This window comes from Pseudoalteromonas sp. NCCP-2140 (assembly GCF_023708065.1).
GTDB lineage: Bacteria > Pseudomonadota > Gammaproteobacteria > Enterobacterales > Alteromonadaceae > Pseudoalteromonas.
Window position 1 is genome coordinate 22,870 of record NZ_BRCZ01000009.1, and the last position, 24,357, is coordinate 47,226.

At 41.8% G+C, this 24,357-nt stretch carries 21 protein-coding genes; 18 read left to right on the plus strand and 3 right to left on the minus strand.

The genetic code is table 11. The features are described 5' to 3' along the window. The first annotated feature begins 304 nt into the window (after window positions 1-304). The 10 genes from NFU46_RS15945 to NFU46_RS15990 all read left to right on the plus strand — a co-directional run bounded on the left by NFU46_RS15945 (window position 305) and on the right by NFU46_RS15990 (window position 11,129). On the plus strand, window positions 305-2,539 hold the full coding sequence (locus NFU46_RS15945; protein WP_251603154.1) for an ABC transporter permease subunit: 2,235 nt from the start codon (window positions 305-307) through the stop codon (window positions 2,537-2,539). A gap of 15 nt (window positions 2,540-2,554) precedes the next feature. Further along, the gene (gene pstA / locus NFU46_RS15950) at window positions 2,555-4,204 is read left to right on the plus strand and encodes a phosphate ABC transporter permease PstA (protein WP_251603157.1); all 1,650 of its coding nucleotides are present in this window, start codon (window positions 2,555-2,557) and stop codon (window positions 4,202-4,204) included. A gap of 26 nt (window positions 4,205-4,230) precedes the next feature. Next, window positions 4,231-5,058 (plus strand): phosphate ABC transporter ATP-binding protein PstB, encoded by an 828-nt coding sequence (pstB, locus tag NFU46_RS15955; protein ID WP_054552475.1) that lies wholly within the window; start codon window positions 4,231-4,233, stop codon window positions 5,056-5,058. A 47-nt stretch (window positions 5,059-5,105) separates the two neighbouring features. Continuing rightward, window positions 5,106-5,807, plus strand: coding sequence for a phosphate signaling complex protein PhoU (gene phoU, locus NFU46_RS15960; RefSeq protein ID WP_054563528.1), 702 nt, complete (start codon window positions 5,106-5,108; stop codon window positions 5,805-5,807). A gap of 150 nt (window positions 5,808-5,957) precedes the next feature. Then, entirely contained in the window at window positions 5,958-6,635 is a 678-nt protein-coding gene (locus tag NFU46_RS15965; protein ID WP_054552477.1) for a TIGR00153 family protein, read from the plus strand. Between the two features lie 43 nt (window positions 6,636-6,678). After that, entirely contained in the window at window positions 6,679-7,947 is a 1,269-nt protein-coding gene (locus NFU46_RS15970) for an inorganic phosphate transporter (RefSeq protein ID WP_175079140.1), read from the plus strand. A gap of 76 nt (window positions 7,948-8,023) precedes the next feature. Next, on the plus strand, window positions 8,024-8,950 hold the full coding sequence (locus tag NFU46_RS15975) for a hydrogen peroxide-inducible genes activator (protein WP_054563531.1): 927 nt from the start codon (window positions 8,024-8,026) through the stop codon (window positions 8,948-8,950). Between the two features lie 134 nt (window positions 8,951-9,084). Further along, window positions 9,085-9,627: an RNA polymerase sigma factor gene (locus NFU46_RS15980; RefSeq protein ID WP_251603160.1), complete on the plus strand. Its 543-nt coding sequence runs from the start codon at window positions 9,085-9,087 to the stop codon at window positions 9,625-9,627. Next, complete coding sequence (locus NFU46_RS15985; protein WP_251603162.1) at window positions 9,620-10,219, plus strand: hypothetical protein; 600 nt, start codon at window positions 9,620-9,622, stop codon at window positions 10,217-10,219. The genes NFU46_RS15980 and NFU46_RS15985 overlap by 8 nt, the downstream gene beginning before the upstream one ends. A gap of 1 nt (window position 10,220) precedes the next feature. Next, entirely contained in the window at window positions 10,221-11,129 is a 909-nt protein-coding gene (locus NFU46_RS15990; RefSeq protein WP_251603165.1) for a hypothetical protein, read from the plus strand. 23 nt (window positions 11,130-11,152) lie between these two features. On the opposite strand, the gene NFU46_RS15995 is transcribed toward NFU46_RS15990, so the two are convergent. Together NFU46_RS15995 and NFU46_RS16000 are read right to left on the minus strand one after the other, a co-directional pair. Next, window positions 11,153-11,356 (minus strand): hypothetical protein, encoded by a 204-nt coding sequence (locus tag NFU46_RS15995; protein ID WP_054563535.1) that lies wholly within the window; start codon window positions 11,354-11,356, stop codon window positions 11,153-11,155. Window positions 11,357-11,589: 233 nt separating this feature from the next. Continuing rightward, on the minus strand, window positions 11,590-14,100 hold the full coding sequence (locus tag NFU46_RS16000; RefSeq protein ID WP_251603167.1) for an EAL domain-containing protein: 2,511 nt from the start codon (window positions 14,098-14,100) through the stop codon (window positions 11,590-11,592). Window positions 14,101-14,314: 214 nt separating this feature from the next. Between NFU46_RS16000 and queA the strand changes: the two genes are divergently transcribed. The 8 genes from queA to NFU46_RS16040 all read left to right on the plus strand — a co-directional run bounded on the left by queA (window position 14,315) and on the right by NFU46_RS16040 (window position 23,235). Beyond that, window positions 14,315-15,346: a tRNA preQ1(34) S-adenosylmethionine ribosyltransferase-isomerase QueA gene (queA, locus tag NFU46_RS16005; RefSeq protein ID WP_251603170.1), complete on the plus strand. Its 1,032-nt coding sequence runs from the start codon at window positions 14,315-14,317 to the stop codon at window positions 15,344-15,346. Between the two features lie 156 nt (window positions 15,347-15,502). Continuing rightward, window positions 15,503-16,630: a tRNA guanosine(34) transglycosylase Tgt gene (gene tgt, locus NFU46_RS16010; protein ID WP_058583935.1), complete on the plus strand. Its 1,128-nt coding sequence runs from the start codon at window positions 15,503-15,505 to the stop codon at window positions 16,628-16,630. 29 nt (window positions 16,631-16,659) lie between these two features. Continuing rightward, window positions 16,660-16,998: a preprotein translocase subunit YajC gene (gene yajC, locus NFU46_RS16015; protein ID WP_036973302.1), complete on the plus strand. Its 339-nt coding sequence runs from the start codon at window positions 16,660-16,662 to the stop codon at window positions 16,996-16,998. 22 nt (window positions 16,999-17,020) lie between these two features. Then, the gene (secD, locus tag NFU46_RS16020) at window positions 17,021-18,880 is read left to right on the plus strand and encodes a protein translocase subunit SecD (protein WP_063528500.1); all 1,860 of its coding nucleotides are present in this window, start codon (window positions 17,021-17,023) and stop codon (window positions 18,878-18,880) included. An 8-nt stretch (window positions 18,881-18,888) separates the two neighbouring features. Further along, entirely contained in the window at window positions 18,889-19,836 is a 948-nt protein-coding gene (gene secF, locus NFU46_RS16025; RefSeq protein WP_063528501.1) for a protein translocase subunit SecF, read from the plus strand. A gap of 56 nt (window positions 19,837-19,892) precedes the next feature. After that, complete coding sequence (locus NFU46_RS16030; protein WP_251603173.1) at window positions 19,893-20,444, plus strand: hypothetical protein; 552 nt, start codon at window positions 19,893-19,895, stop codon at window positions 20,442-20,444. A gap of 87 nt (window positions 20,445-20,531) precedes the next feature. Next, on the plus strand, window positions 20,532-22,322 hold the full coding sequence (locus tag NFU46_RS16035) for a GGDEF domain-containing protein (RefSeq protein WP_251603176.1): 1,791 nt from the start codon (window positions 20,532-20,534) through the stop codon (window positions 22,320-22,322). Between the two features lie 82 nt (window positions 22,323-22,404). After that, complete coding sequence (locus NFU46_RS16040) at window positions 22,405-23,235, plus strand: ABC transporter substrate-binding protein (RefSeq protein WP_175083025.1); 831 nt, start codon at window positions 22,405-22,407, stop codon at window positions 23,233-23,235. A 34-nt stretch (window positions 23,236-23,269) separates the two neighbouring features. Here NFU46_RS16040 and suhB read toward each other — a convergent pair whose 3' ends face one another. Further along, window positions 23,270-24,073 (minus strand): inositol-1-monophosphatase, encoded by an 804-nt coding sequence (suhB, locus tag NFU46_RS16045; protein ID WP_054552496.1) that lies wholly within the window; start codon window positions 24,071-24,073, stop codon window positions 23,270-23,272. Window positions 24,074-24,357 lie beyond the last annotated feature (284 nt).

Here is a 24,357-nt window from a genome sequence, read left to right on the forward strand (position 1 = left end):
AAGGAGGCGTTGGTTAAAAATGATTCTTATTGTCGAAAAAAATAAGTCATCTTGAGTATTGATGCAGTTTTATTGTTTGTCCAATTTTTTCCATATAGTTATAAAAAATTAGTTATAACAGTTTGTTAGCTTGTCAATTTGGTCGTTATAAATACGCAGAGCAATGTCGCAATTTGGTCATTTTTTAACTTTAAAATACGTCCCTGAAATACTCGCTTTATTACACTGAATTATGACGTTTGTAACATTACTGTCATCTTGGTGAAATATAATGCGCGCAACGTTAAGATTTAAGGGTGTTTTGATGACTTCCAATCCGAATAAACCTACCTTTCATACGGATAGAAGCCGTCTATTTAAAGACAGGTTTGCCAAGTGGGGTATTTCCGCAGGTGGCGTAATGGTGCTAGTAGCACTGCTACTTATATTCTTTTACCTTCTTTATGTTGTTCAACCTATTTTTGAGTCAGCAAAAGTAGATACACGTAACAGTGTAAAACTACAAAATGCGTCAGAAGTTGTGGGTCTTGGCATTGAAGAACAAACAGAAATTGCCTTTTTACTTGGTGAAAAAGGTAATGTGGATTTTTACAATGTTGAAAAAGAGCAATTTGGTAAAAAGATCACCACTCTTAATACAGAATTACCAAGCGATGTAAGCAGCTTCGCAAGCTCTGCACCGTTTCAGGGGCAATACGCATACGGCCTAGAAAATGGCTCTGTGGTTGTGGTTGCGCCAAAATTCCTAGTGACATTCCCGAACAATCAACGCAAGTTAACACCACGTTTAGATTATCCGCTGGGTGATATGGCGCTTGAAGTTGATGAGCAAGGTGCGGTAATCACTAAATTTGCATTTAGCCACTACGAAGATAAAACAGCTGTTGTTGCTTTAACGGCTGACAAGCGCGTTATATTCAGCAGCTTTGTGGGTGAAGAAAACATGTTCACCGGCGAAGTAGAGTGGGTTGTTGAGCGTACTGAGCTTGATATCGAAGGTCGTGTTGATGAGCTATTAATCTCACCAGATACAACACGTACATTCGTGCGTTCAGCAAATCAAATTTACGTATATGATACCCGTTACCCTTCTGAAGTTGAGCAAATCCAACTGCTTGCAGCTAACGAAGAAAACGCGAACCTAGTTTCAACTCAGCTATTGGCTGGTGCCAACTCACTGATGCTTGCTAACGATAATGGCGAAGTTTCACAGTGGTTTGAAGTAAACACTGAGAATGGTCGCCAGTTCCAAAAGATTCGTGCATTTGAAACCAGCAAGCAATCGAAACTAAACATTTTTACAGAGTTCTACCGTCGTACCTTCTTCACAGCAGGCGCTAACGGTGAGCTAGGTATTTATTACACAACTAGCGATGCCAAACTGTGGCAAGGTAAAGTAAGCGAAGGTCCAATTCAAAACTTTGCAATAGCGCCACGTTCAAATGCGGCACTTATTCTTGCTGATGACGCGCTAAAAGTAATTGAAATTCATAACGAGCACCCAGAAGTAACTTGGTCTGCCTTGTGGCAAGAAGTATGGTACGAAGGTTACCCAGAGCCGGGTTATATCTGGCAGTCAACGTCTGCAAGTGATGACTTTGAATCTAAGTTCTCATTAGTGCCAATTTCATTCGGTACGATTAAAGCTGCAATGTACGCAATGTTATTTGCGGTACCCATTGCGCTTTCAGCGGCAATTTACACGGCGTACTTTATGTCGAGTGAATTACGTAAAGTGGTTAAGCCGACTGTAGAAATCATGGAAGCATTACCAACGGTAATCCTAGGTTTCTTAGCGGGTCTTTGGTTAGCACCATTAATTGAAGAACATTTACCAGCGATTGTCGGATTATTAGTATTGCTGCCAATTGGTATCTTATTAACCGCATTTGGTTGGAATAAGCTACCGGCGTCAATTCGTCACCGTATTCCTGAAGGTTCGCACTCAATTTTACTTATTCCAGTGGTTATTTTCATCGGCTGGTTATCGTTTGCGATGAGTAACTCAATTGAGCTTTGGATGTTTGACGGCAATGTGCGTCAGTACTTAACCAATGAACTGGGTATGACGTTTGACCAACGTAACTCACTAGTTGTTGGTATTGCGATGGGCTTTGCTGTTATTCCAACTATCTTCTCAATTGCTGAAGATGCGGTATTCAGTGTTCCTAAGCACTTATCAAACGGTTCATTAGCACTAGGTGCAACACAATGGCAAACATTGGTTCGCGTAGTATTACTAACAGCAAGCCCGGGTATCTTCTCAGCAGTAATGATGGGTCTAGGCCGTGCTGTAGGTGAAACAATGATTGTACTAATGGCAACAGGTAATACACCTATTATGGACTGGAGTATCTTCCAGGGTATGAGAACACTTGCAGCGAATATCGCGGTAGAAATGCCTGAGTCTGAGGTAGGTAGCTCGCATTATCGCATTCTATTCTTAGCAGCATTTGTATTATTCATATTCACATTCATTTTCAACACAGTGGCTGAGTTTGTACGACAGCAACTGCGTGATAAATACAGTTCAATGTAGGTGGAGAGACACGACATGGTAAAGCAGTGGTTTAAGTCTGGTTCTCCTTGGATTTGGATGACCGGCGGTGCGGTAAGCATCAGTTTAATCTCGGTTCTTGGCTTACTAGCCATGATTGCTTGGAAAGGTTTAAGCTTTTTCTGGCCATCAGAAGTAGTGCAATTTGAGCTGCAAGGCTCAGTTGAAAAACAAACAGTTATCGGTGAAATTTATGACCGTGAACTAGTTGCAAAATCACGTATTGAGGCGACGGGTGTTGATTTATCTAATTACGATAAAGAGCAACTAGAGCGTTTATTGATTAAAACAGGTAACCGTGAGTACGTAGCTCTAGATTTCCGTTGGGTACTAGAGACAGACATCACATCGCGTACTGCGCCAGCTGAGCTTGCTGTATTCGAGCGTAGTAAAAACGGTAACTTCTACGGTTATGTAGAGCAGGTTATTAAAGACGGTGAAGTTATCACAGATAACAAAATCGATGTGCTTTATGATCTTGTCGACCGTGCTGTTGACCTGAATGACCAAGCGTTAGACTTACAAAATGGTGATATTGGTCATATTAACTATGAACTTGAGCGTTTACGCTTAAGAGAAAAAGCATACCAGCTTGATAACGAACTAACCGATGAGCGTGTTGCTGAGCTTGCACAAGCGCGTGCTGAGCTACGTGCAGAGTACACAGTGTTAGAAAAGCAGTTATTTGCGCTTCGTAAACAAGCAAAGCGTGACCAAGTAACTGTGAGAGACATGCGTGGTGAAGTGGTTACTTTACCTCTGTATCAAGTTCTTGATGTGTGGTTCCCTAATGACATGGGCTTCTTTGCTAAGCTTGGTCACTACTTTGTACAGCTTGGTAAGTTTGTAGCAGATGACCCACGTGAAGCTAACACTGAAGGTGGTGTATTCCCGGCAATTTTCGGTACCGTGTTCATGGTATTACTAATGGCAGTGATTGTGACGCCGTTTGGTGTTGTTGCAGCGATTTACTTACACGAATACGCAGCAAAAAATGCCGTGACTAAGATGATTCGTATCGCGGTAATCAACCTTGCGGGTGTACCTTCGATTGTATACGGTGTATTTGGTCTAGGTTTCTTTGTATACATGCTAGGTGGCAGTATTGACCAATTGTTCTACCCTGAGTCGTCGCCAAGCCCAGTATTTGGTACGCCAGGTGTGATTTGGTCTGCTTTAACGCTAGCAATTTTAACGCTTCCTGTTGTTATTGTTTCGACTGAAGAAGGTTTATCACGTATTCCAAGTACGGTTCGTCATGGTTCATTAGCACTTGGCGCAACAAAAGCAGAAACGCTATGGCGTATCATCATTCCGATGGCAAGCCCAGCGATTATGACAGGTTTAATCTTAGCGGTTGCACGTGCAGCCGGTGAAGTAGCACCACTAATGCTTGTTGGTGTTGTTAAGATGGCGCCAACACTGCCACTTGACGGTAACTTCCCATACATACATTTAGATAGAAAATTTATGCACTTAGGTTTCCACATTTACGATGTTGGTTTCCAAAGCCCTAACGTAGAAGCGGCACGTCCGCTGGTATATGCCACGGCATTCTTACTGGTATCAGTAATTATCGCCCTGAATATCACCGCGATTGGTATTCGTAACCACTTACGCGAAAAGTTTAGAGCTCTTGAGCATTAATACAGAATTTTTATAGGTAGACAGAGATGATTACAGTTGCACCACAAGTAAACCAAGCGAAAAGCGCGGCAAAGCTAGATTTAGATAACCTAACTGCAGAACAAACAGCGTTAGAGATTAAAAACTTAGATCTATACTACGGTGATAAACAAGCGCTTAGCGGCGTAAATATGAACATCCCAAAAGGTCAGGTAACAGCATTTATCGGTCCATCGGGTTGTGGTAAATCAACACTTTTACGTTGTATCAACCGTATGAACGACCTTGTTGATAGCTGTCGTATCGATGGTGAGATCTTACTACATGGTCACAATATCTATGATAAGAATGTAGATGTTGCTGCACTACGAAGAAATGTCGGGATGGTATTCCAACGTCCTAATCCATTTCCAAAATCAATCTACGAAAATGTCGTTTATGGCCTACGCTTACAAGGTATTAAAGAAAAGCGTAAACTAGACGAAGTGGTTGAACAATCTTTACGTGGCGCGGCGTTATGGGATGAAGTTAAAGACCGTTTACACGATAGTGCATTTGGCCTATCGGGTGGTCAGCAACAGCGTCTTGTTATTGCTCGCTCAATTGCTATCGAGCCTGAAGTACTACTTCTGGATGAGCCTACATCGGCACTAGATCCAATTTCTACTTTAGTTATCGAAGAGCTAATTAACGACTTAAAGAATAAGTTTACCGTGGTAATCGTTACTCACAACATGCAACAGGCTGCTCGTGTATCAGACCAAACTGCGTTTATGTACATGGGTGAGTTGATTGAGTATTCAGATACCAATACGTTATTTACAACACCAAGCAAGAAGAAAACAGAAGACTACATTACAGGCCGCTACGGTTAGTTAATAAAGTCACTTGGTACCGTAAACGAAATTTATAGAGGTAGACAATGGAACATAATATCAATAAACACATTTCGGGCCGCTTTAATGAAGAGCTTGAAAATGTGCGTAACCATGTATTAAACATGGGTGGTTTAGTTGAGCAACAACTAAACAGTGCACTGGATGCTGTTAGTAATGGTGATGCCGATCTTGCACAAAAAGTTCGTGAAAACGACTATAAAGTAAATGCAATGGAAGTGAACATCGACGAAGAATGTACACGCATTATCGCTCGTCGCCAGCCGGCAGCGAGTGACTTACGTCTTGTAATTGCTATTGCAAAAACAATTGCCGATTTAGAGCGTATTGGTGATGAAGCTGAGCGTATTGCTAAAGTTGCGCTGGACTCATTCACTAAAGATCAGCAAGACCTACTGGTGAACATAGAAAATATGGGTCGCCAAGTATCAAAAATGCTTCATGATGTACTTGATGCATTTGCACGTATGGATGTGCAATGTGCGTTTGAAGTACATAAAGAAGACGCCAAAGTTGACCGCGAATACGAAGCAATTACCCGTCAAATTATGACATATATGATGGAAGATCCACGCTCAATCCCGAAAATTATGGATTTAGTGTGGTCAGTTCGTTCATTAGAGCGTATTGGCGACCGTTGCCAGAATATTGCTGAATACATCATCTATTTTGTTAACGGCAAAGATATTCGTCATACATCTCAAGAAGATATCGAAAAGTCGCTGTAAATTTAACCGCAACTTTTCATTATTAAACCGAGCGGCCTTTGGCCGCTTTGTCTATTATTGGTGATGTAAGGCAGAAAAAGCGTTCACAATCGAACACAATGCTGTAAAATTCGCAGCTGCCAAAGCATACTAATTTATAAAGGGTCAGTTATGCCTACAAATGCATTTTTAGGGGTTTTTGCTAAATCACCTATTAAGCCTATGGAAGATCACATTAAGAAAGTACATCAAGCAAGTAAAGCATTGATCCCTTTCTTTAATCACGTGTTTAAAGAAGAATGGCAAGAAGCGGAAGAAATCCGTCTAAACATTCGTAATTTAGAGCGTGAAGCTGATGAAATGAAACGTAACATCCGCCTTCAACTACCTCGTGGCTTATTTATGCCAGTTGAGCGTACCGATTTGCTAGAGCTTGTTACTCAACAAGACAAAATTGCTAACAAAGCAAAAGATATCGCAGGTCGTGTAGTTGGTCGTGAGATGATCATACCTACCGAAATCCAAACAGATTTCCTTGCTTATGTAACTCGTTGTGTTGATGCGACTAAACAAGCGTCAAAAGCAATCAATGAGCTAGATGAGCTGCTTGAAACGGGCTTCAAAGGTCGCGAAGTGACTTTAGTTGAAAAAATGCTCGTTGAATTGGACGCTATTGAACAAGACACGGATGACATGCAGATCAAAATTCGCCGTCAATTGCGCGCCATCGAAAATGAACTTAACCCTGTTGACGTGATGTTCTTATACAAGATCATTGAGTGGGTAGGCGAGCTTGCAGATATTGCAGAGCGCGTAGGTTCTCGTCTTGAGCTGATGTTAGCTCGTTAATTAAAAATCAGTTCAAACACGAAAAAAATTAAAGGTTCACACAATGGATATCATTGCAAATTACGGCACGTTATTGGTTTTAACTGCCGCCGCAGTCGGTTTCTTCATGGCTTATGGTATTGGTGCAAATGACGTTGCCAATGCGATGGGTACATCAGTAGGCTCAAAAGCACTTACAATTAAACAAGCAATCATCATCGCTATGGTGTTTGAATTCGCTGGCGCATACCTTGCCGGTGGTGAGGTTACATCTACAATCCGTAAAGGGATTATCGATGCCACGCCGTTTATGGACATACCTGAGTTAATGATACTCGGTATGATTGCCGCGTTATTCGCTGCAGGTAGCTGGTTATTAATTGCCTCTTTCTTAGGCTGGCCAGTATCTACGACTCACTCAATCATCGGTGCCATCATTGGTTTCGCATTAGTTGCAGTAGGTAGCGAAGCAATCCAATGGAACAAGGTAATGGGTATCGTAGGTAGCTGGATTGTTACCCCTGCTATCTCTGGTTTTATTGCTTACTTGATTTTCATGAGTGCGCAAAAGCTAATTTTTGACACTGATGCACCTCTTAAAAATGCTAAGCGTTACGTGCCTATCTATATGGGCCTAGCGGGCTTCATCATGTCTCTTGTAACAATCAAGAAAGGCTTAAAGCACATTGGTATCAACTTAGGTGCTGTTGAAGGCTATGCGCTTTCTATCGCGATTGCTGTTGTAGTTGCTATCATCGGTAAGATTGCGATTGCTCGCCTTAAAATTGACCCTAAAGCTGACAAAGCAATGCAGTTCAACAACGTTGAGAAAGTGTTCGCAGTACTTATGGTACTAACGGCATGTTGTATGGCTTTCGCGCACGGTTCAAACGACGTTGCTAACGCAATTGGTCCACTAGCTGCTGTTGTAAACATTGTTGAGCACAACGGTGAAATCGCTAAGAAAGCGGCTATCGCATGGTGGATCTTACCACTAGGTGGTTTAGGTATCGTTGCTGGTCTTGCTATTTTAGGTAAGAAAGTAATTAAAACAATTGGTGAAGGTATCACCCACTTAACGCCTAGCCGTGGTTTTGCTGCTGAGCTTGCTGCTGCTTCTACAGTTGTTATCGCATCAGGTACTGGTTTACCTATTTCTACTACGCAAACACTTGTTGGTGCGGTATTAGGTGTTGGTATGGCACGCGGTATTGCGGCACTTAACATGGGTGTTGTAAGAAACATTGTAGTTTCTTGGGTAATTACATTGCCAGTTGGCGCAGCCCTTGCTATTGTTATTTTCTATGTACTGAGAACTGCCTTCGGGGTATAAAAAGTACTAAAAGACTTTTAGCTTGAAAAGATCTCAATGCCTTAGGTATTGGGGTCTTTTTATTTGCAGGTAGAGAATGAATAACTTACCAAGTATTAAACAACTACAGTATTTATTAGCAGTCCACCAACATCAACACTTTGGCCGCGCAGCAAGCGCCTGTTTTATCGGTCAATCAACCTTAAGTAGTGCAATTCAAAACTTAGAAGAAACTTTAGGTTGCCAGCTTATAGAGCGTGAAAACCGCAGCTTAATGTTTACCGCAATTGGTGAAGAGGTTGTCGAAAAAGCACGTAAGATTATTGACGACACCCTTAGCCTTAAAGAGCTGACAAAAAGCTTTTTAACGCCTTTAAGTGGCACACTCACGCTTGGTGTGATCCCGACGATTGCCAGCTTTATTGCTGCGCCTTTATATCATTTCTGCAAACAGACCTTTACCGAGTTAGAGTTAGTTTTGGTTGAAGACACCAGCGACAAACTACTCGATAAACTTGAGCATGGCCAAATTGATATGGCATTACTTGCTTTACCGTATGACACTGAAAAGTTTCATACCCAAGTACTTGCAAAAGATCAGTTCAGCCTAGTGCACCATAAGGATTACACACCAGCAGATGGCGTGGAAGACTTTAACCTATTACCAGATGCGAGTGTGTTCTTACTAGAGCGTGAGCACTGTATGACAGGCCATGCGTTAAGTGCCTGTCATTTGAATCGCTCAAGCTGTATTAACCCATTTGAAGCGGCAAGCTTACATACCTTATTAAGTATGGTTGAACACCAGCTTGGTGTTACTTTCTTACCGCAAATGGCTATCAATGCCGGTATTTTAGATAAAAAAGATATGGTTGCTACGCCATCACAAGGCGATGCATACCGAGATATTGGTATTGTGTGGCGTAAAACCACAGGCCGGATCAGAGACTTTAGGCTGTTCAGTCAGCAGCTAGAGCTGTTTCTTAATAAGCAGTGTAGCTTAGACGGTCAATGCGACGAATAATAAAAAACCGCAAATAAAGAACCCCAAATAAAAAATATTTGGGGTTTTTTATTATTTAAGCAAACTATTTTTTTCCTTCCCTCGACTAACATAATAACAAAACCATTAAAGGCAGATCAGATGACGAGGCTAGCGTGTTTTTTCAATCACTTGAGACACTAATTGCTAAAGCGCAACAGGGCAATAAACGGGCGTGGTTGAAATTAGTCAAGCAGCACGAAACACAGGTATATAACTATTGCCTAAGGATGTTAAGTCACCCTGATGATGCAATGGATTTAATGCAAGAAGTGTTTATTTCTGTTTATAAAAGCTTGCCGAGTTTTCGTGGTGAGTCAAGTTTTAATACTTGGCTCTATCAAATTGTGCACCGGCGTAGTGTTGAATATTACCGCCGCCGTAAGCTGCATGAAGGTTTAGATGATATACCAGAAGAAAGCTGCGAGCATAGTGAGTTAGAAACCAATCAACTGCAATCTGAGCAGTATCATGAACTCAAAGCAATGATGAACAATTTACCCTGGGAGCAACGCTTGGTGGTGGAGTTAAAGTTTTTTCAGCACTGTACGTTTGAAGAAATCGCTGAGCAATTAGGTATTTCGACCAATACAGCTAAATCAAGACTATACAGTGCGCTTGGTAAGTTAAAAGTGCATTTGGAGGCCGTAGATGGCTAATTTAGATTCATTATTTACCGCATGGTTAGAAGGCGAAAGCCTCACTGAAGAGCAAATTGCGTTGCTACAAGCCAATGCTGAGTATGCATCAATGATGAACAATGCAATGCAGTGGCAACAACAAAGTCAACATTATGAAACGGTACCCGTACCAAATTGGGATCGAGAGTCTACGATGCCGAAAGTGCAAAAAACGAGTCTGTTTTTTGGTGCTGGAATGTGGGCAGTGGCTGCTTCAATAGTATTTTGCACATGGGTTTTTGTTAGTAATCCACAGCAAGGAAATCAGCAGTTACTTGAGCAAGTGGCCAAGCAAACCAATTTACTAGAGTCACAACAAAAGCAAATTGATCAGTTGCAAAACATCATTACTGCGCAAAACGAAGTGCAGCAACAACAGATGTACCAACTGGCCAAAGAAGCGATTAAAACCGGGCGAGTAGAGCGCCAAGAAGATATTGCCAGCGTACTTGCATATATCAAAACGCAGCGCGCCCAAGACCAAGCGTACTTACGTATGCAGTTAAATGATTTAGCAGAGCAAGTGGACGGCGGACCATTGCCAACCGTTGCCAACAATTTGGAGTATTAAGATGTCAAAATACAAATCAACTACGGCTGCCTTATTGCTTTGCACAGCAGTAAGCTTACAAGCACAAGCAAGTGATGAATTAGATAAAATTCAGCGTGAAGTCGGGATCATGGAAAAAATCCTCTCAGCGGCGTTAAAACAAGATACCGATAACAAGGTAAGAAATGTGTCTTCGAGTTATTTGCAGCATCAAGGTGTGGTGTTTAGCTTTGATGTACGAGGCAGTTCGCGCTGGTCTACAGTGTTTGCTTCTGTACCCGATGCGCCGCTGCCACCTATGCCTGATATCGACTTTGAAGAACTAACTGAAATCGAAGTGTTAGGCGAACATGTGCAAGTGATCAGCGATGCAGTAGTCGTGAAAACGCAAGAAGCCTATCAGCAAGCCATGGAAGTGATGCGCGAAAGCGCAGAACGAGTACGTGAAGTGGCTGAGCAAGAGCGCGATGTGAGCCGTGAAATCCGTGACCTTGAACGTGAAAAGCGCGACCTTGAATTTGACCGTCGCCACGATAAAGATGCCAAAGAGCAAGAGCTCGAAAAACGTAAACAAGCATTACAAGCATCGATTAAAGAACTTGAAAAGCAGCAGCAAAAGCTATCACAAAAGCAACAACAAATGCGCAAAGAGTTAGCCGAGAAAAAACAAGCTCGTGTTAAAGAGCAAAAGCAACAGCTAGCAGCCCTAGCACAGCAAGTAGATAAGAGCTTATCACTGACTTTATGTGATTATGGTAGCGGTTTAAGAAACCTGCCTAACGATGAACATGTGAGCTTTATCATCCGTGGTGTTAGCGAAGGTAAAACTGAGCAAGTAAAAGTATTTAAAAAGTCAGACATTAAAAAGTGTGTGGTTGGCGATATAAAAGCCGCGCAATTACTCGAAAAAGCATCAAGTTATAGTTTTTAAATTCTCCCAACTAAAAAAGCAGCCTAAAGTGGCTGCTTTTCATTCATTGAAAATGGTTTTAAATCGGGTAAAAACAACAAGTAAACCCACACGACTAAATTAAAGTAAGGTACTAAACCTAGCCCTGTAAATGTTTTTACTGGATACCCCTTAAAGGTCGCATTACGGTAACATTGATACGCTATCCCTAGATTCACAATCAGCAACAAAACGATTAGTTGTGTCATCACTTTTCTCCTTTATACCGCTAATAGATGGACTTAACGATGTTAAGTCATACTCAGTATGTTTAATGTAATAAGTAATGTCATGTTTATTATAGATAATCACTATAAAAACACGACATTTTATCTTGCTGTGGATTTAAGTATAGATGAGGATTGTCAGTATGGAAGTTTAAAAACTAAGAAAAAATGTTTAAAAATGTATTAAATTTAGGCTTTTTAAGGCTAGATATTTGTTAGTTAAAAAGATTATTTTCAGATATTTTTTTCAGCTCGTCGCTAATTTTTTCAACCGGTACTGGGCGGGCAATAAAGTAGCCTTGACCATAGTCGATACCAATTTCTTTTAGCGCTAAGAATATTTCTTTGTTTTCAACATATTCAGCAACAGAGCGCTTATCAAGCGAACGGCTAATATCATTAATCGCTTTTACAAGCGCTAAATCGATTGGGTCGTTCAACATGTCGCGAACAAATGAACCATCAATTTTTACGTGTTGAGCCGGTAACTGTTTAAGGTAATTAAAGGTACTAAAGCCAGTACCAAAGTCATCAATAGAGAAGTGACAGCCTAAGCCATTCAAACGCTCGATCATGGCACGGGTTGCAACTAGGTTATTAATACTCGCAGACTCGGTGATCTCAAAAATAATGCGTGTTGGTTCAACATTGTATTCTTTTAAGCTCGATTCAATATGCGGCAGTAAGCGTTCATCTAAAAACGACTGTGCTGATAAGTTAATTGCGACTTGGTTAAGCTCTGGGTACTCGGCAACGCTCTTAATGGCATTACGAATAACACATTGGTCCATCAAGAAAGTATCGTTTAAAAGCTCTAAAGCAGGAATAAACTGATTAGGGTAGATAAGCTCATCATCAAGCTTTAAGCGTAGTAGTGCTTCAAAGTAGGCGACGTGGCCGCGTTTAAAGTCCCAAATCGGTTGATAGTGTAGTTCGATAGCATCATGTTGTAATGCTTGGCGAATACTATGACCCCATTCAAGACCGGCTTGTAAACTATTGTGATGACTATCTTCTTTTGAATAACAGTGTACTAAGTTACGGCCTAAGCTTTTTGCTACATAAAGGGCGATATCAGCTTGTTTTAAACACTCACTTGGGTCGTTATTTTGTTCGGTGATTTGTGTTAAACCAATTGAACAGCTAATTGAGTACTCTTGACCTTCTGAATGAAAGCGGTGCTTTTCAATCGCCATACAAATACTTTCTGCCACCAAGTGTGCATCGAGTAAGTTAGTATTTTTTAAGATCACGGCAAATTCATCACCACCGATGCGGCACACTAAGTGCTCATCACTAATATTCGCAGTGAATAACTGGGCAACTTCTTTTAAAACGATGTCACCTTGTTGGTGACCTTTACTGTCATTGATGATTTTAAAGTGATCTAAATCGATATAAATCAGCGCGTGCTCTGTATCGTTACTGGTGTATTGTGCTTTACAAATACGTTGTAATTGTTGGTCAAAGTAATAACGGTTATGCAGCTCTGTGAGCGTATCGTGCAAGGCTAAATGACGAAGTTGTAGCTCTGCCTGCTTACGCTCATGAATGTTATCTATGGTGGCGGTAATAGTTGCTGAGTTTTGGCTGTTTTTAATCAGCTGTAAGCGACACTCAACCCAAATGGCATTGCCATTTTTATGTTTTAGTTGGATCTCTACCTGTTGCTGTTGCTCACCACCATGCAAAATACGCTGAATAGTATCTTGTAGCTTTGTTTTACACTCAGGTAAACAAAAGTCAGTTAATGACTTTGCTAAACTAGACTTAATGCCATAGCCCGTTAAATGCTCCCAAGCAGGGTTAATAAAGCGAATATTACCCTCTTGGTTAAACTCAAGTACCACAGTATTTAGGTGTAATAAAATACGTTGGTGGGCAGAAAACAGCTCTTTATAGCGGCTTTGACTTTGGCTTAGTTGTTCTACTTTTTGCGCAAACTCTGCATAGCTCACCATGAAATCTTCACGACGGGCTGCGTGGTCACACACTTTACTCAATAACGAGTGATCGTACGGGGCGCGAATAAAATCAGTTACGCCAGATAGCAACAACTGCTCTGCATAATCTGCATCATTGTTATCAATGATGGTTACAATCGCTTGCTTTGGGTTGTGCTGCAGTATTTCGCTAATTAGCCCAGCAGCGGTATCAGAATGAGATTCGGTGGCGTCAATCAATACAATGGCAAATTTTTGCTGCAGATACGTCGCAAGAGTCGCTTTTGTTGACGTGGTATGGGTTATCGCGAAGCTAAGTTTTAGCTGTTCGCTTATATCTTTTGCTTTACGGTTATCGGTTTCAAGTAGTAATAAATTAAGGCGACTACTTTTTTCAAGGTGAGTTGATAACACGTTGGCTAGCACTTGCGGCAGCATATCTTGGCGCTCAAATGGCAATACGGCATCAATGCCATAGCTGCGAGCTGTGGTTTCGGCTATACGTTCACAATAGATTGGTGGAGTAAGTAAAATTGGTGTGTGTTTTGGTGTTTTTAATAACCCTGAACGGATCATGCGCGAAAAGCGCCAACCATCAATCTTACCCACCTCAAGGCCTGTAATGATAATATCCACCGGGTGGCTTTTAAGAATTTTAAGCGCATCTTGAGAGTCACTGGCTTCGATAAACGTGAAGACATTAAGCTTGTTTAATGTGGCCTTAATTGTTTCACGCTCAGCAACGCTCGCGTTCAAAATTAGCAGCTTTAACTGCTTTGCCATGGCGCTACTACCTCTTACTTAACCCATGTTTAGTGAATAAGCTAGAATAATGACATTTTGCTTAATCTACAAGCAAACTTTACCCAAAAGCGGTTAATAAGTACTTAAGTTTGTAATCCTTTAAGCTAGTACCAAGTTGACGCAGGGCTTTGCTTGAGGTGGTGGGCGTATCAGAGTAAACTTGGCGCGTTTTTATTAATGAGAGATATGCTCTATGCGCGTAGCTGATTTTAGCTTTGACCTTCCTGATGAATTAATTGCTCGTTTTCCTAAAGCAGATCGAACTAGCAGTCGTTTACTGACGCTTGATGGCCCATCAGGCCAAGTTGAGCATAAAGTATTTAGTGATATTTTATCGCTCGTTAATGAAAATGACCTATTAATTTTCAATAACACCAAAGTGATCCCAGCTCGCATGTTCGGGCAAAAAGAGTCAGGCGGTAAGCTTGAGGTTTTAGTAGAACGTGTACTCGACGAGCACCGTGTGCTTGCGCATGTGCGAGCTAGTAAATCGCCAAAAGCAGGCTCAAAAATCATTCTTGAAGGTAAAGCCGAAGCAATCATGGTTGCGCGTCATGGCGAGCTTTTTGAGCTTGAATTTGCCAAAGACGAAAATGTACTCGATATCCTAAACGACATCGGTCACATGCCATTACCACCTTATATTGACCGTCCTGATAACGAGTCAGATCGTGAGCGCTATCAAACAGTTTATGGTGAAAAGCCAGGTGCCGTAGCCGCGCCAACAGCTGGCCTGCATTTTGATGATAAATTAATGGCAGCCTTAAAAGACAAGGGTATTAATATGGCCTTTGTGACCTTGCACGTGGGCGCAGGTACATTCCAGCCTGTGCGCGTTGACTCAGTTGATGAGCATGTTATGCACTCAGAGTACATCGAAGTACCAGATGAAGTGGTTAAAGCGGTAGCCGAAACTAAAGCAAAAGGTGGGCGTGTCATTGCTGTAGGTACTACCTCAGTTCGCTCACTGGAGTCAGCTGCTAAAGTGCACGGCGGCAAACTAGATACTTACTTTGGTGATACCGATATCTTTATTTACCCGGGTTATCAGTTCAATGTGGTTGATGCCATGGTGACAAATTTCCACTTACCTGAATCAACGTTAATCATGTTAGTCAGTGCCTTTGCAGGCCAAGAGAACATAATGGGAGCTTATCACACGGCTATTGAGCAGCAGTATCGCTTCTTTAGTTATGGTGATGCGATGTTCTTAACGCGCAAATAACGAAAAATAGTTTATACCCAATAAAAAGCCCAGTTTTTTAACTGGGCTTTTTATTTTCGAATTTAGCCCAATTTATAGTAATAAACCCGCAAACAGGGTAGAATCGAGCGGTTAAATTATAGCTTGTTGGACTGTTTTTCCGACACTGAGGATAATATGAAATTTGAATTAGACCGCACTGACGGTAAAGCGCGCCGCGGCCGCTTGATTTTTGAACGTGGTGTTGTAGAAACACCAGCATTTATGCCGGTAGGTACTTACGGTACTGTTAAAGGTATGACGCCTGACGAAGTGAAAGATACTGGTGCACAAATCTGCCTAGGTAACACTTTCCACTTAATGCTGCGTCCTGGCACAGAAATCATTAAGCAGCATGGTGACTTACACGACTTTATGAATTGGGATCGTCCAATTCTAACTGATTCAGGCGGTTTCCAAGTATTCAGCTTAGGCGCAATGCGTAAAATCACTGAAGAAGGCGTGATGTTCAGTTCACCAGTTAACGGTGAAAAAATCATGCTTTCGCCAGAAAAAGCGATGCAAGTTCAGCGTGATTTAGGTTCTGACATCGTGATGATTTTTGACGAATGTACGCCATACCCTGCGACAGAAAAAGAAGCTAAAGATTCTATGGAGTTGTCACTTCGTTGGGCTAAACGCTCAAAAGAAGGTCATGGTGATAACCCAGCTGCGCTGTTTGGTATTATCCAAGGTGGTATGTACCCTGAGCTTCGTGCACAATCGCAAAAAGGCCTAGAAGAAATCGGCTTTGATGGTTATGCATTAGGTGGCTTATCGGTTGGTGAGCCGAAAAACGAGATGATCAATATTCTTGACCACTGTGCTTACAAAATGCCTGAAGACAAGCCTCGTTACTTAATGGGCGTTGGTAAACCAGAAGACTTAGTAGAAGCGGTTCGCCGTGGTATCGATATGTTTGATTGTGTAATGCCTACGCGTAATGCCCGTAACGGTCATTTATTTGTAACTGGCGGCATTGTTAAAATCCGTAATGCAGTACATAAAACAGACACCGGTCCACTGGATCCTGAGTGTGATTGTCATACGTGTAAAAACTATTCACGTGCATACTTGCATCATCTTGATAAATGTAATGAAATCTTAGGCGCACGTCTAAACACGATTCACAACTTACGTTATTATCAACGCGTGATGGAAGGCTTACGTAATGCCATCAGTAATGGCAAACTAGACGAATTTGTTGCAGATTTTTATGCACGCCGCGGCCAAGAAGTGCCAGAGCTTGCAGATACATCAGATTAAATTTTTAGAAAAATTAAAGAGGAAGTGAAATGAGTTTATTCATCTCAAACGCCCACGCAAGTGCGGCAGGTGCAGCACCAGCAGGTGGTGGCATGGAAATGCTAATCATGTTGGGTATTTTTGGTCTGGTATTTTATTTCTTAATCTACCGTCCACAAGCTAAGCGTGTAAAAGAGCATAAAGCACTAATGAGCGCAATGGCGAAAGGCGACGAAGTACTAACGCAAGGTGGTTTAGTAGGTAAGATTGCTAAAATCGCTGATGACAAAGACTTCATCGTGATTTCATTAAACGACCAAGCAGAAGTAACAGTTCAAAAATCAGCTGTTTCTGCAGTATTGCCAAAAGGCACTATGAAGTCGCTATAACAATAAAAATAAGGACTCACACGTGTTAAACAAGTTTCCATTATGGAAGTATTTACTTGTTCTTGTAGTGTTAGTCGTTGGTATTTTATATGCCTCTCCAAATTTGTATGGCCGAGATCCGGCCATACAAGTATCGGGCACTAAAGGTACTGATGCTGACCTCAGCGTACTCGATAAAGTAAATGCGACTCTCAAAGAACATAACGTTACTGTTAAATCAAGCAAACTTGAAGACGGACAAATCCTCGTTCGTTTTAAGAATGTTGAAGATCAACTAAAAGCGCAAGATCTACTGCGTGATTCCCTTAGTGAAGATTATATCTCTGCAATCAATATGGCGCCTGCTCAACCAGAGTGGTTAAAGTCACTGGGTGGTAACCCAATGAAACTAGGCCTAGATTTAAGCGGTGGTGTTCACTTTACTATGGAAATCGACATGGCGACGGCGGTTGATACTCAGCTTGAGCAAATGGAACAAGATTTCAAAAGTGACTTACGTGAAGAAAAATTGCGTTATCGCACCATTCGCCGAGTAGCGAACAGCGAGCGATTACGTGTTGAAATGCGTAACGAAGAAGATAAAGACGCAGCGGAGCGTTTCTTATCAACACGTTACCCATTAAACGTTTACGTTGATGATAGCAGCAGCGACAATGCTTTTTATGCCAGCATGAGCGAGCAAAAGTTAAAAGAAATTCGTGACTACGCTATCAAACAAAACGAAACGATTATCCGTAACCGTATTAACCAAATCGGTGTTGCAGAGCCTAACGTACAGCGTCAAGGTGCTGAGCGTATCATCGTGCAACTTCCGGGCGTACAAGATACAGCGCGTGCTAAAGAGATTCTGGGTGCAACAGCAACCCTAGAGTTCCGCGAAGTTGATGAAAACGCAGATGCAAGTGCAGCCCTGCAAGGCCGTTTACCGCCAGGTACAGAAATGATCATGGCGCGTGAAGGTTACCCTGTGGTACTTAAGCAGCGCATCATTCTTGAAGGTAGCCACATCACTGGCGCGCAATCAGGTATGGATGAGTATCAACGTCCACAAGTTAGCATTACGCTAGACAGCAAAGGTGGCGCAAAAATGAATGCGTTCACTAAGCGTGCTATCGGTAAACGTATGGCAACGGTATTTATCGAATACAAGCCATCAGGTAAAACAGATGAAAACGGAAAAGCACTTCCACCAATTAAAGTTGAAGAAGTGATTAACGTAGCGACGATTCAAGCGCGTCTTGATCGTTCATTCCGTATTACTGGTATCGATAACCCAGCTGAAGCACATAACCTAAGCCTATTACTTCGTGCCGGTGCACTTGTTGCGCCAATTCAAATCGTTGAAGAGCGCACAGTAGGTCCAAGCTTAGGTCAAGAAAACATTGAAGCAGGTATGACAGCAGTTGTGCTTGGTTTTGTGTTTGTTCTTGTATTTATGCTTTTCTATTACAAAGGTTTCGGCATGGTGGCAAATTTGGCACTGGGCGCAAACTTAGTATTAATTGTGGGTGTGATGTCGCTTATTCCAGGTGCAGCGTTAACGCTACCGGGTATTGCAGGTATCGTATTAACCGTCGGTATGGCCGTTGATGCCAACGTACTTATTTTCGAGCGTATTCGTGAAGAACTTGCTGATGGCCGTAGTCCACAACAAGCTGTTCACTTTGGTTACGACAGCGCGTTTAGCACAATTTTAGATGCTAACATCACAACGCTTATCGCAGCAGTGATCCTATTTGCAGTGGGTACTGGTCCTATTGCTGGTTTCGCAGTAACACTAGCGATTGGTATTATCACCTCTATGTTTACAGCCATTGTTGGTACCCGTGCGGTAATCAACTTATTCATTGGCGGTAAACGTATTGATAAGTTGTCGATTTAGGAGTCAGCATGCAAATTTTAAAACTCGGTGGTAAAACACTCCCGTTTATGAAGTTAAGAAAGTTTGCCATGACATTATCAACTTTGTTGATTTTGGCTTCTTTCGTGTCGTTTTTTACTAAAGGCTTGAATTTTGGTCTCGACTTCACTGGCGGTACCGCTGTTGAGGTAGGCTTTACACAAGCACCTGATCTTAAAGAAGTACGTGATGCAATCACTGAAAGTGGCTTTGAAGATTTCTCGGTGCAACTGTTTGGCTCAAGTAAAGAAATTTTAGTGCGTCTTGCTCCGCAAGGTCCTGGCGTAAAAGCAGAAGTAATTGGTAACCAAATCATTACGGCATTACAAAAAGTAGAGTCGACAGTAGAAATGCGTCGTATCGAATTTGTTGGCCCAAGTGTTGGTGAAGATCTAAAAGAGCAGGGTGGCCTTGCCATGTTAACTGCACTTATCTGTATCTTAATTTACGTTGCGTTTCGTTTTGAATGGCGTTTTGCGGTAGGTGCTGTATCGGCACTATTACACGACGTTATCATCACATTAGGCTTATTCTCAGTACTTGGCCTAGAGTTTGACTTAACGATTCTTGCGGCTATTTTGGCGGTAATAGGTTACTCACTGAACGATACCATCGTTGTATCTGACCGTATCCGTGAAAACTTCCGTAAAGTGCGTATTGATGACACGATTGAAATTATCGATATCTCATTAACGCAAACGTTAAACCGTACCCTAGTAACATCAATCACCACTATTCTAGTATTGATTGCGTTATTTGGCTGGGGTGGTCAAACGATCCACGGTTTCGCAACGGCATTACTGTTTGGTGTGTTCATCGGTACTTATTCATCTGTTTATGTTGCTTCAGCTGTAGCAATTGCAATGGGTGTAAGTAAAGAAGACTTAATTCCAGAAGTAATTGAAAAAGAAGGTGCGGATCTCGATCCTATGCCTTAATAAGTGATACAAAAAGAAACCGCCCTAATTAGGGCGGTTTTTTTATGGGAGAAATTATGAAACACCTGATGTTTAGCGTGTTTGTACTGTTAATGCTTAGTGCTTGTGACGATAAGCCTGAGCCAGAACAGACAGAAATGCAGCAAACACCTGAAGTAACACTTCAGCAGCAGTTAGACAGCTATAAAGGGTTGGCTTGGCAAGTTGTAGAAGCACTACAAAACCAATCAACTGCTCAGCAATTACAAGAGCTGACACTTAAGCTAATTACTTCATCAACAGGTTTGTTTTTGAATCTAAAAGCACAGCTGCCAGAGTGTGAGGCAAGCTTGCAAGCGATGGCAGACGCTACAGAGTTTCAGCAACAACAAAGTGATGATACAGAGGCGTTGAAGAATGTAATAACAATTAATGTAGAGCCTGAACTACCTGAGTTTGCTGCGCCAAGCTGTTATCACGCACAAAAGTTATTACTTAATCCGCTCGCAGTTTATAAATTTGCGCAACAAGCTGATCTAGCACAGAGTGATTACCAAAAGGCTAAATTAAAAATGACTGATAACTTTGCCCGCATTAAGCAGCTTGAGCTGATCACCGCTATTGAGTAATCTGCACTCGTCATAGCCTTGCCATAAAATTGTCATACAAGGTTGATAATTTACCCACCTATTTGTATTACTAACGCTAGGTGTAAGGTGAACGCACAACTACAGCAGATCTTAGATAACAGTGCAATTGAGACCTTGTTTCAACCTATCTTTGATATTTCTAATCAACATATTTTGGGTTATGAGGCATTAAGCCGCGGCCCGAAAGGGTCTGAGTTAGAAATGCCGAGTGCATTATTCAGTGCAGCTATTGCTTGTCATAAGATATCTGAATTAGAGCTACTTTGCCGCAGTAGAGCAATTGAGAACTTTGTTAAGCTCAATCTAGAAGGCAAACTATTTTTAAATGTAAGTCCTAAAACCTTACTTGACCCTTGCCATCCTAAAGGTGAAACATTACACCTAGTTGAACACTTTGGCCTTGCAACTAACCGGGTAGTAATTGAAGTTACAGAACAAGAAAAAGTCGATGATGGCTTTTTATTGTTAAAGACCATTGCCCATTATCGTGAGTTAGGTTTTTCGATTGCCATTGATGACTTAGGGGCTGGCTATTCGGGCTTAAAGCAGTGGTCTGAGCTATGTCCTGAGTTTGTAAAAATAGACCGCTACTTTATCGACCACTGTGACCAGAGTGTGGTTAAAAAAGAGTTTTTAAAGTCAATTATTGAGCTTGCAAAAGCCACCAATACGCAAGTTATCGCAGAGGGAATAGAGCGGGCAGAGGAGCTTCGTTTACTCGAAAGTTTAGGCGTACAACACGCACAAGGCTTTTTACTCGAAAGGCCGAGCTTACAGCCAAGTTACGAAATAAATATCCACTGCTTAAAGCACTTAGAGTCATCAGACAATAGCAATACTTTTGAACAATCTATGGCAATTGGCTGGTTGGCAGTCGAGCACGCCAGCATAGAAGCAACAACCCGCTGTAAAGATGCCCACAGTATCTTTGAGCAAGATAAAACGCTAACTAGTCTTGCAGTATTAGAGCACAATATTCCTGTTGGTTTATTACACCGAGATCAACTCACTGAAGTGTTTGCCGCTCCCTATGGCCATGCACTTTATGATAAGCAGCCAGTTACTTCTTTAATGGATAAACAGCCGTTAATCGTTGACGAAAACGAGTTACTCGATACGGTGAGTCAGCAAATTACTGAGTTTGAGTTTGATATTCGACGCCATATTGTTATCACCCGAAGTGGTGAATACTTAGGGTTGGCGCCTTTGCGTAATATCTTAAAACACATTACCGAAGAAAAAATCCGCCATGCACAACATGCCAACCCGCTTACTATGCTGCCGGGTAATGTCGCAATTAACGAAGCAATTGAGCTGAGGCTTCGTAATAATTATCCGTTCTCACTCGCATACGTAGATTTAAACCACTTTAAACAATTCAATGACCTGTACGGTTATGCCAGTGGTGACAGCGTTATAAAATTACTTGCAGAAGTCATCGTAGAGGCCTGTAGTACTAGCAAAGGGTTTGTCGGGCACATTGGCGGTGATGACTTTATGGTGGTGTTCGATAAAAATGATGCAGAGCAAGTTTGCCATGACATCATTAGTAAGTTTGAGCTGCAGTCTCGCGCCTTTTTCACCCCAGAACATATTGAGCAAGGGGGTTATTGGGCAAGCAATCGAGAAGGTAAAAAGCAGTTTGTGCCGCTACTTACATTATCAATCGGTTTAGTTAAGCCTGATTTAGAGTTATGTATTAACAGCCACCAAGTTGCAGCGCTGGCAACTGATGCGAAAAAAGAGGCCAAGCGTTATCAGAGTAGTCATTTGTTTGTATGTAAACGTAGCCGACCAGCCCCCGCAGTGGTGCGTTTAAGCAGCCAAAAAGATGAAGCATTCCCTATTAGTTCATGAAGAAATTTTAAGTTCGCTTAATTTTACTTGTGTCCCTGTTTAACTGGGTGTAGCTTAAAAAAAAACATAAACAAAAATAACAATGAAGCGACTATGTAGTGCAATCCTAGTATTGCTAAGCCTAGGATACAGCCTTACCACAGAAGCTAACAATGTGGTCAATTTAGCGATTGAACAACGCCCACTGTATAAACGCGATTATTATCTTCATGAACTGCTGGCAGCAGCTTTACGCGCCAGTAATTATCAAGCAGAAATCAACGAGGTTCTGGTTCACCCTCATCAACAGCGTACCTTGCTGATGCTCGATGAAAAGCAGGCCGATGTGTTTTGGAGTATGACAAGCCCCGAGCGAGAACACCTTGCAATAGCAGTTAAAGTACCTTTGTTTAAAGGCTACATTGGTAAACGCGCATTACTAACTAAGCGAGCGTTTTTACCGCGTTTTAAAGATTTAAAAACGAAACAAGATTTAGCGCAGTTTAGTGCCATTCAAGGCCATGATTGGCCCGATACTAAAATCCTTGCGCAAAATGGTTTAACAGTTAGGCCGCTGGCAAATTATCAGGCAATGTTTAGCTTAGTGATTAGGGGAAGGGTTGATTATTTTCCGCGTTCCTTCATTGAAGTCATTTCTGAAATGGAACAAATCAAAAGTGACGAGTTAGTTATATTACCTAACCTTTATATTAGTTATCCAACAGCATTTTACTTTTTTGTCAGTAACCACAAGCCTGAATTGGCCGAAGCCCTGTTAAAAGGACTTAAGGTGATGAAAAGCACGGGCGAGTTTGAGCAGTTATTTGCCAGTTACTTTGCTGAAGACTTGGCTAAGTTGCCATTTAAAGAAGGTGAAGTCATAGAGATAAAACTCGACAATGATTATTTTCAGCCACAAAAAAAGGAGCGGTAGCTCCTTTTTTGCATTTTTACATTACAACCCGCTATTAGCGAAGTAGTGACTCAGTTAACACTGGGCGAATTTCACGAATGATCGCTTGAGTTAACTTAGGTGCACCACAGATGATGTTGCCGCTTTGGTTGTAGTTAATACCACCTGCGAAATCAACAACCATACCGCCCGCTTCTTTAACTAAAAGCTCGCCTGCTGCTGTGTCCCATGGCTTAAGGCCAATTTCAAAGAAACCATCAACACGACCTGCAGCAACATATGCCATATCTAATGCCGCAGAACCTGCACGGCGGATATCAGCAGTGTGCACGAAAAGTGCTTTAAACGCTTCAGAGTATGCGTCTAGGTGGTGCTTTTGTTTGAATGGGAAACCAGTTGCAAGTACAGAACCTGCTAACTCGTTAGTTTTAGTTACGCGTAAACGCTTGCTGTTAAGCTGTGCGCCTTGACCACGAGAAGCAGTGAATAATTCACCACGGATTGGATCATAGATAACAGCTTGGTCTAAACGACCTTTAACTTTAAGTGCAATAGATACTGCGAAATGAGGGATACCCTTGATGAAGTTAGTTGTGCCATCAAGAGGGTCTACAATCCATTGGTAATCTGCATCTTTACCTTTATGCTCACCAAGCTCTTCACCTACGATAGTGTGATCAGGGTAAGATTTTAAAATGGTATCACGAATTGCGGCTTCAGCTTCTTTGTCGATGTTAGTCACTAAGTCGTTAGTGCCTTTTTGTTGTACATCAACTTTTGATAAATCTTCACTTGCGCGAAGTAAAATTTTGCCTGCGTTACGCGCAGCGCGAACCGCAATGTTTAACATTGGATGCATAGCATTACCTTTGGGTTGTAAAAGAACGAATATATTTAAGCCGGCGTATTCTAGCGATTTCTAGCGTAAAGTAAACAATAAACTCGAATAAATTAGTTTGTTTTTTGTACAGTTCTGATTTTGTTGTTGATTTAATTTCAGAAGAAGGGGTTAGTGGTCAGAAGAAGTGGTTAGTCGTCAGAAGTTAGATATCGTTGAGCCGTCAGCCGTCAGCCGTCAGCCGTCAGCCGTCAGCCGTCAGCCGTCAGCCGTCAGCCGTCAGCCTTCAGTTTGAAATTTGCATT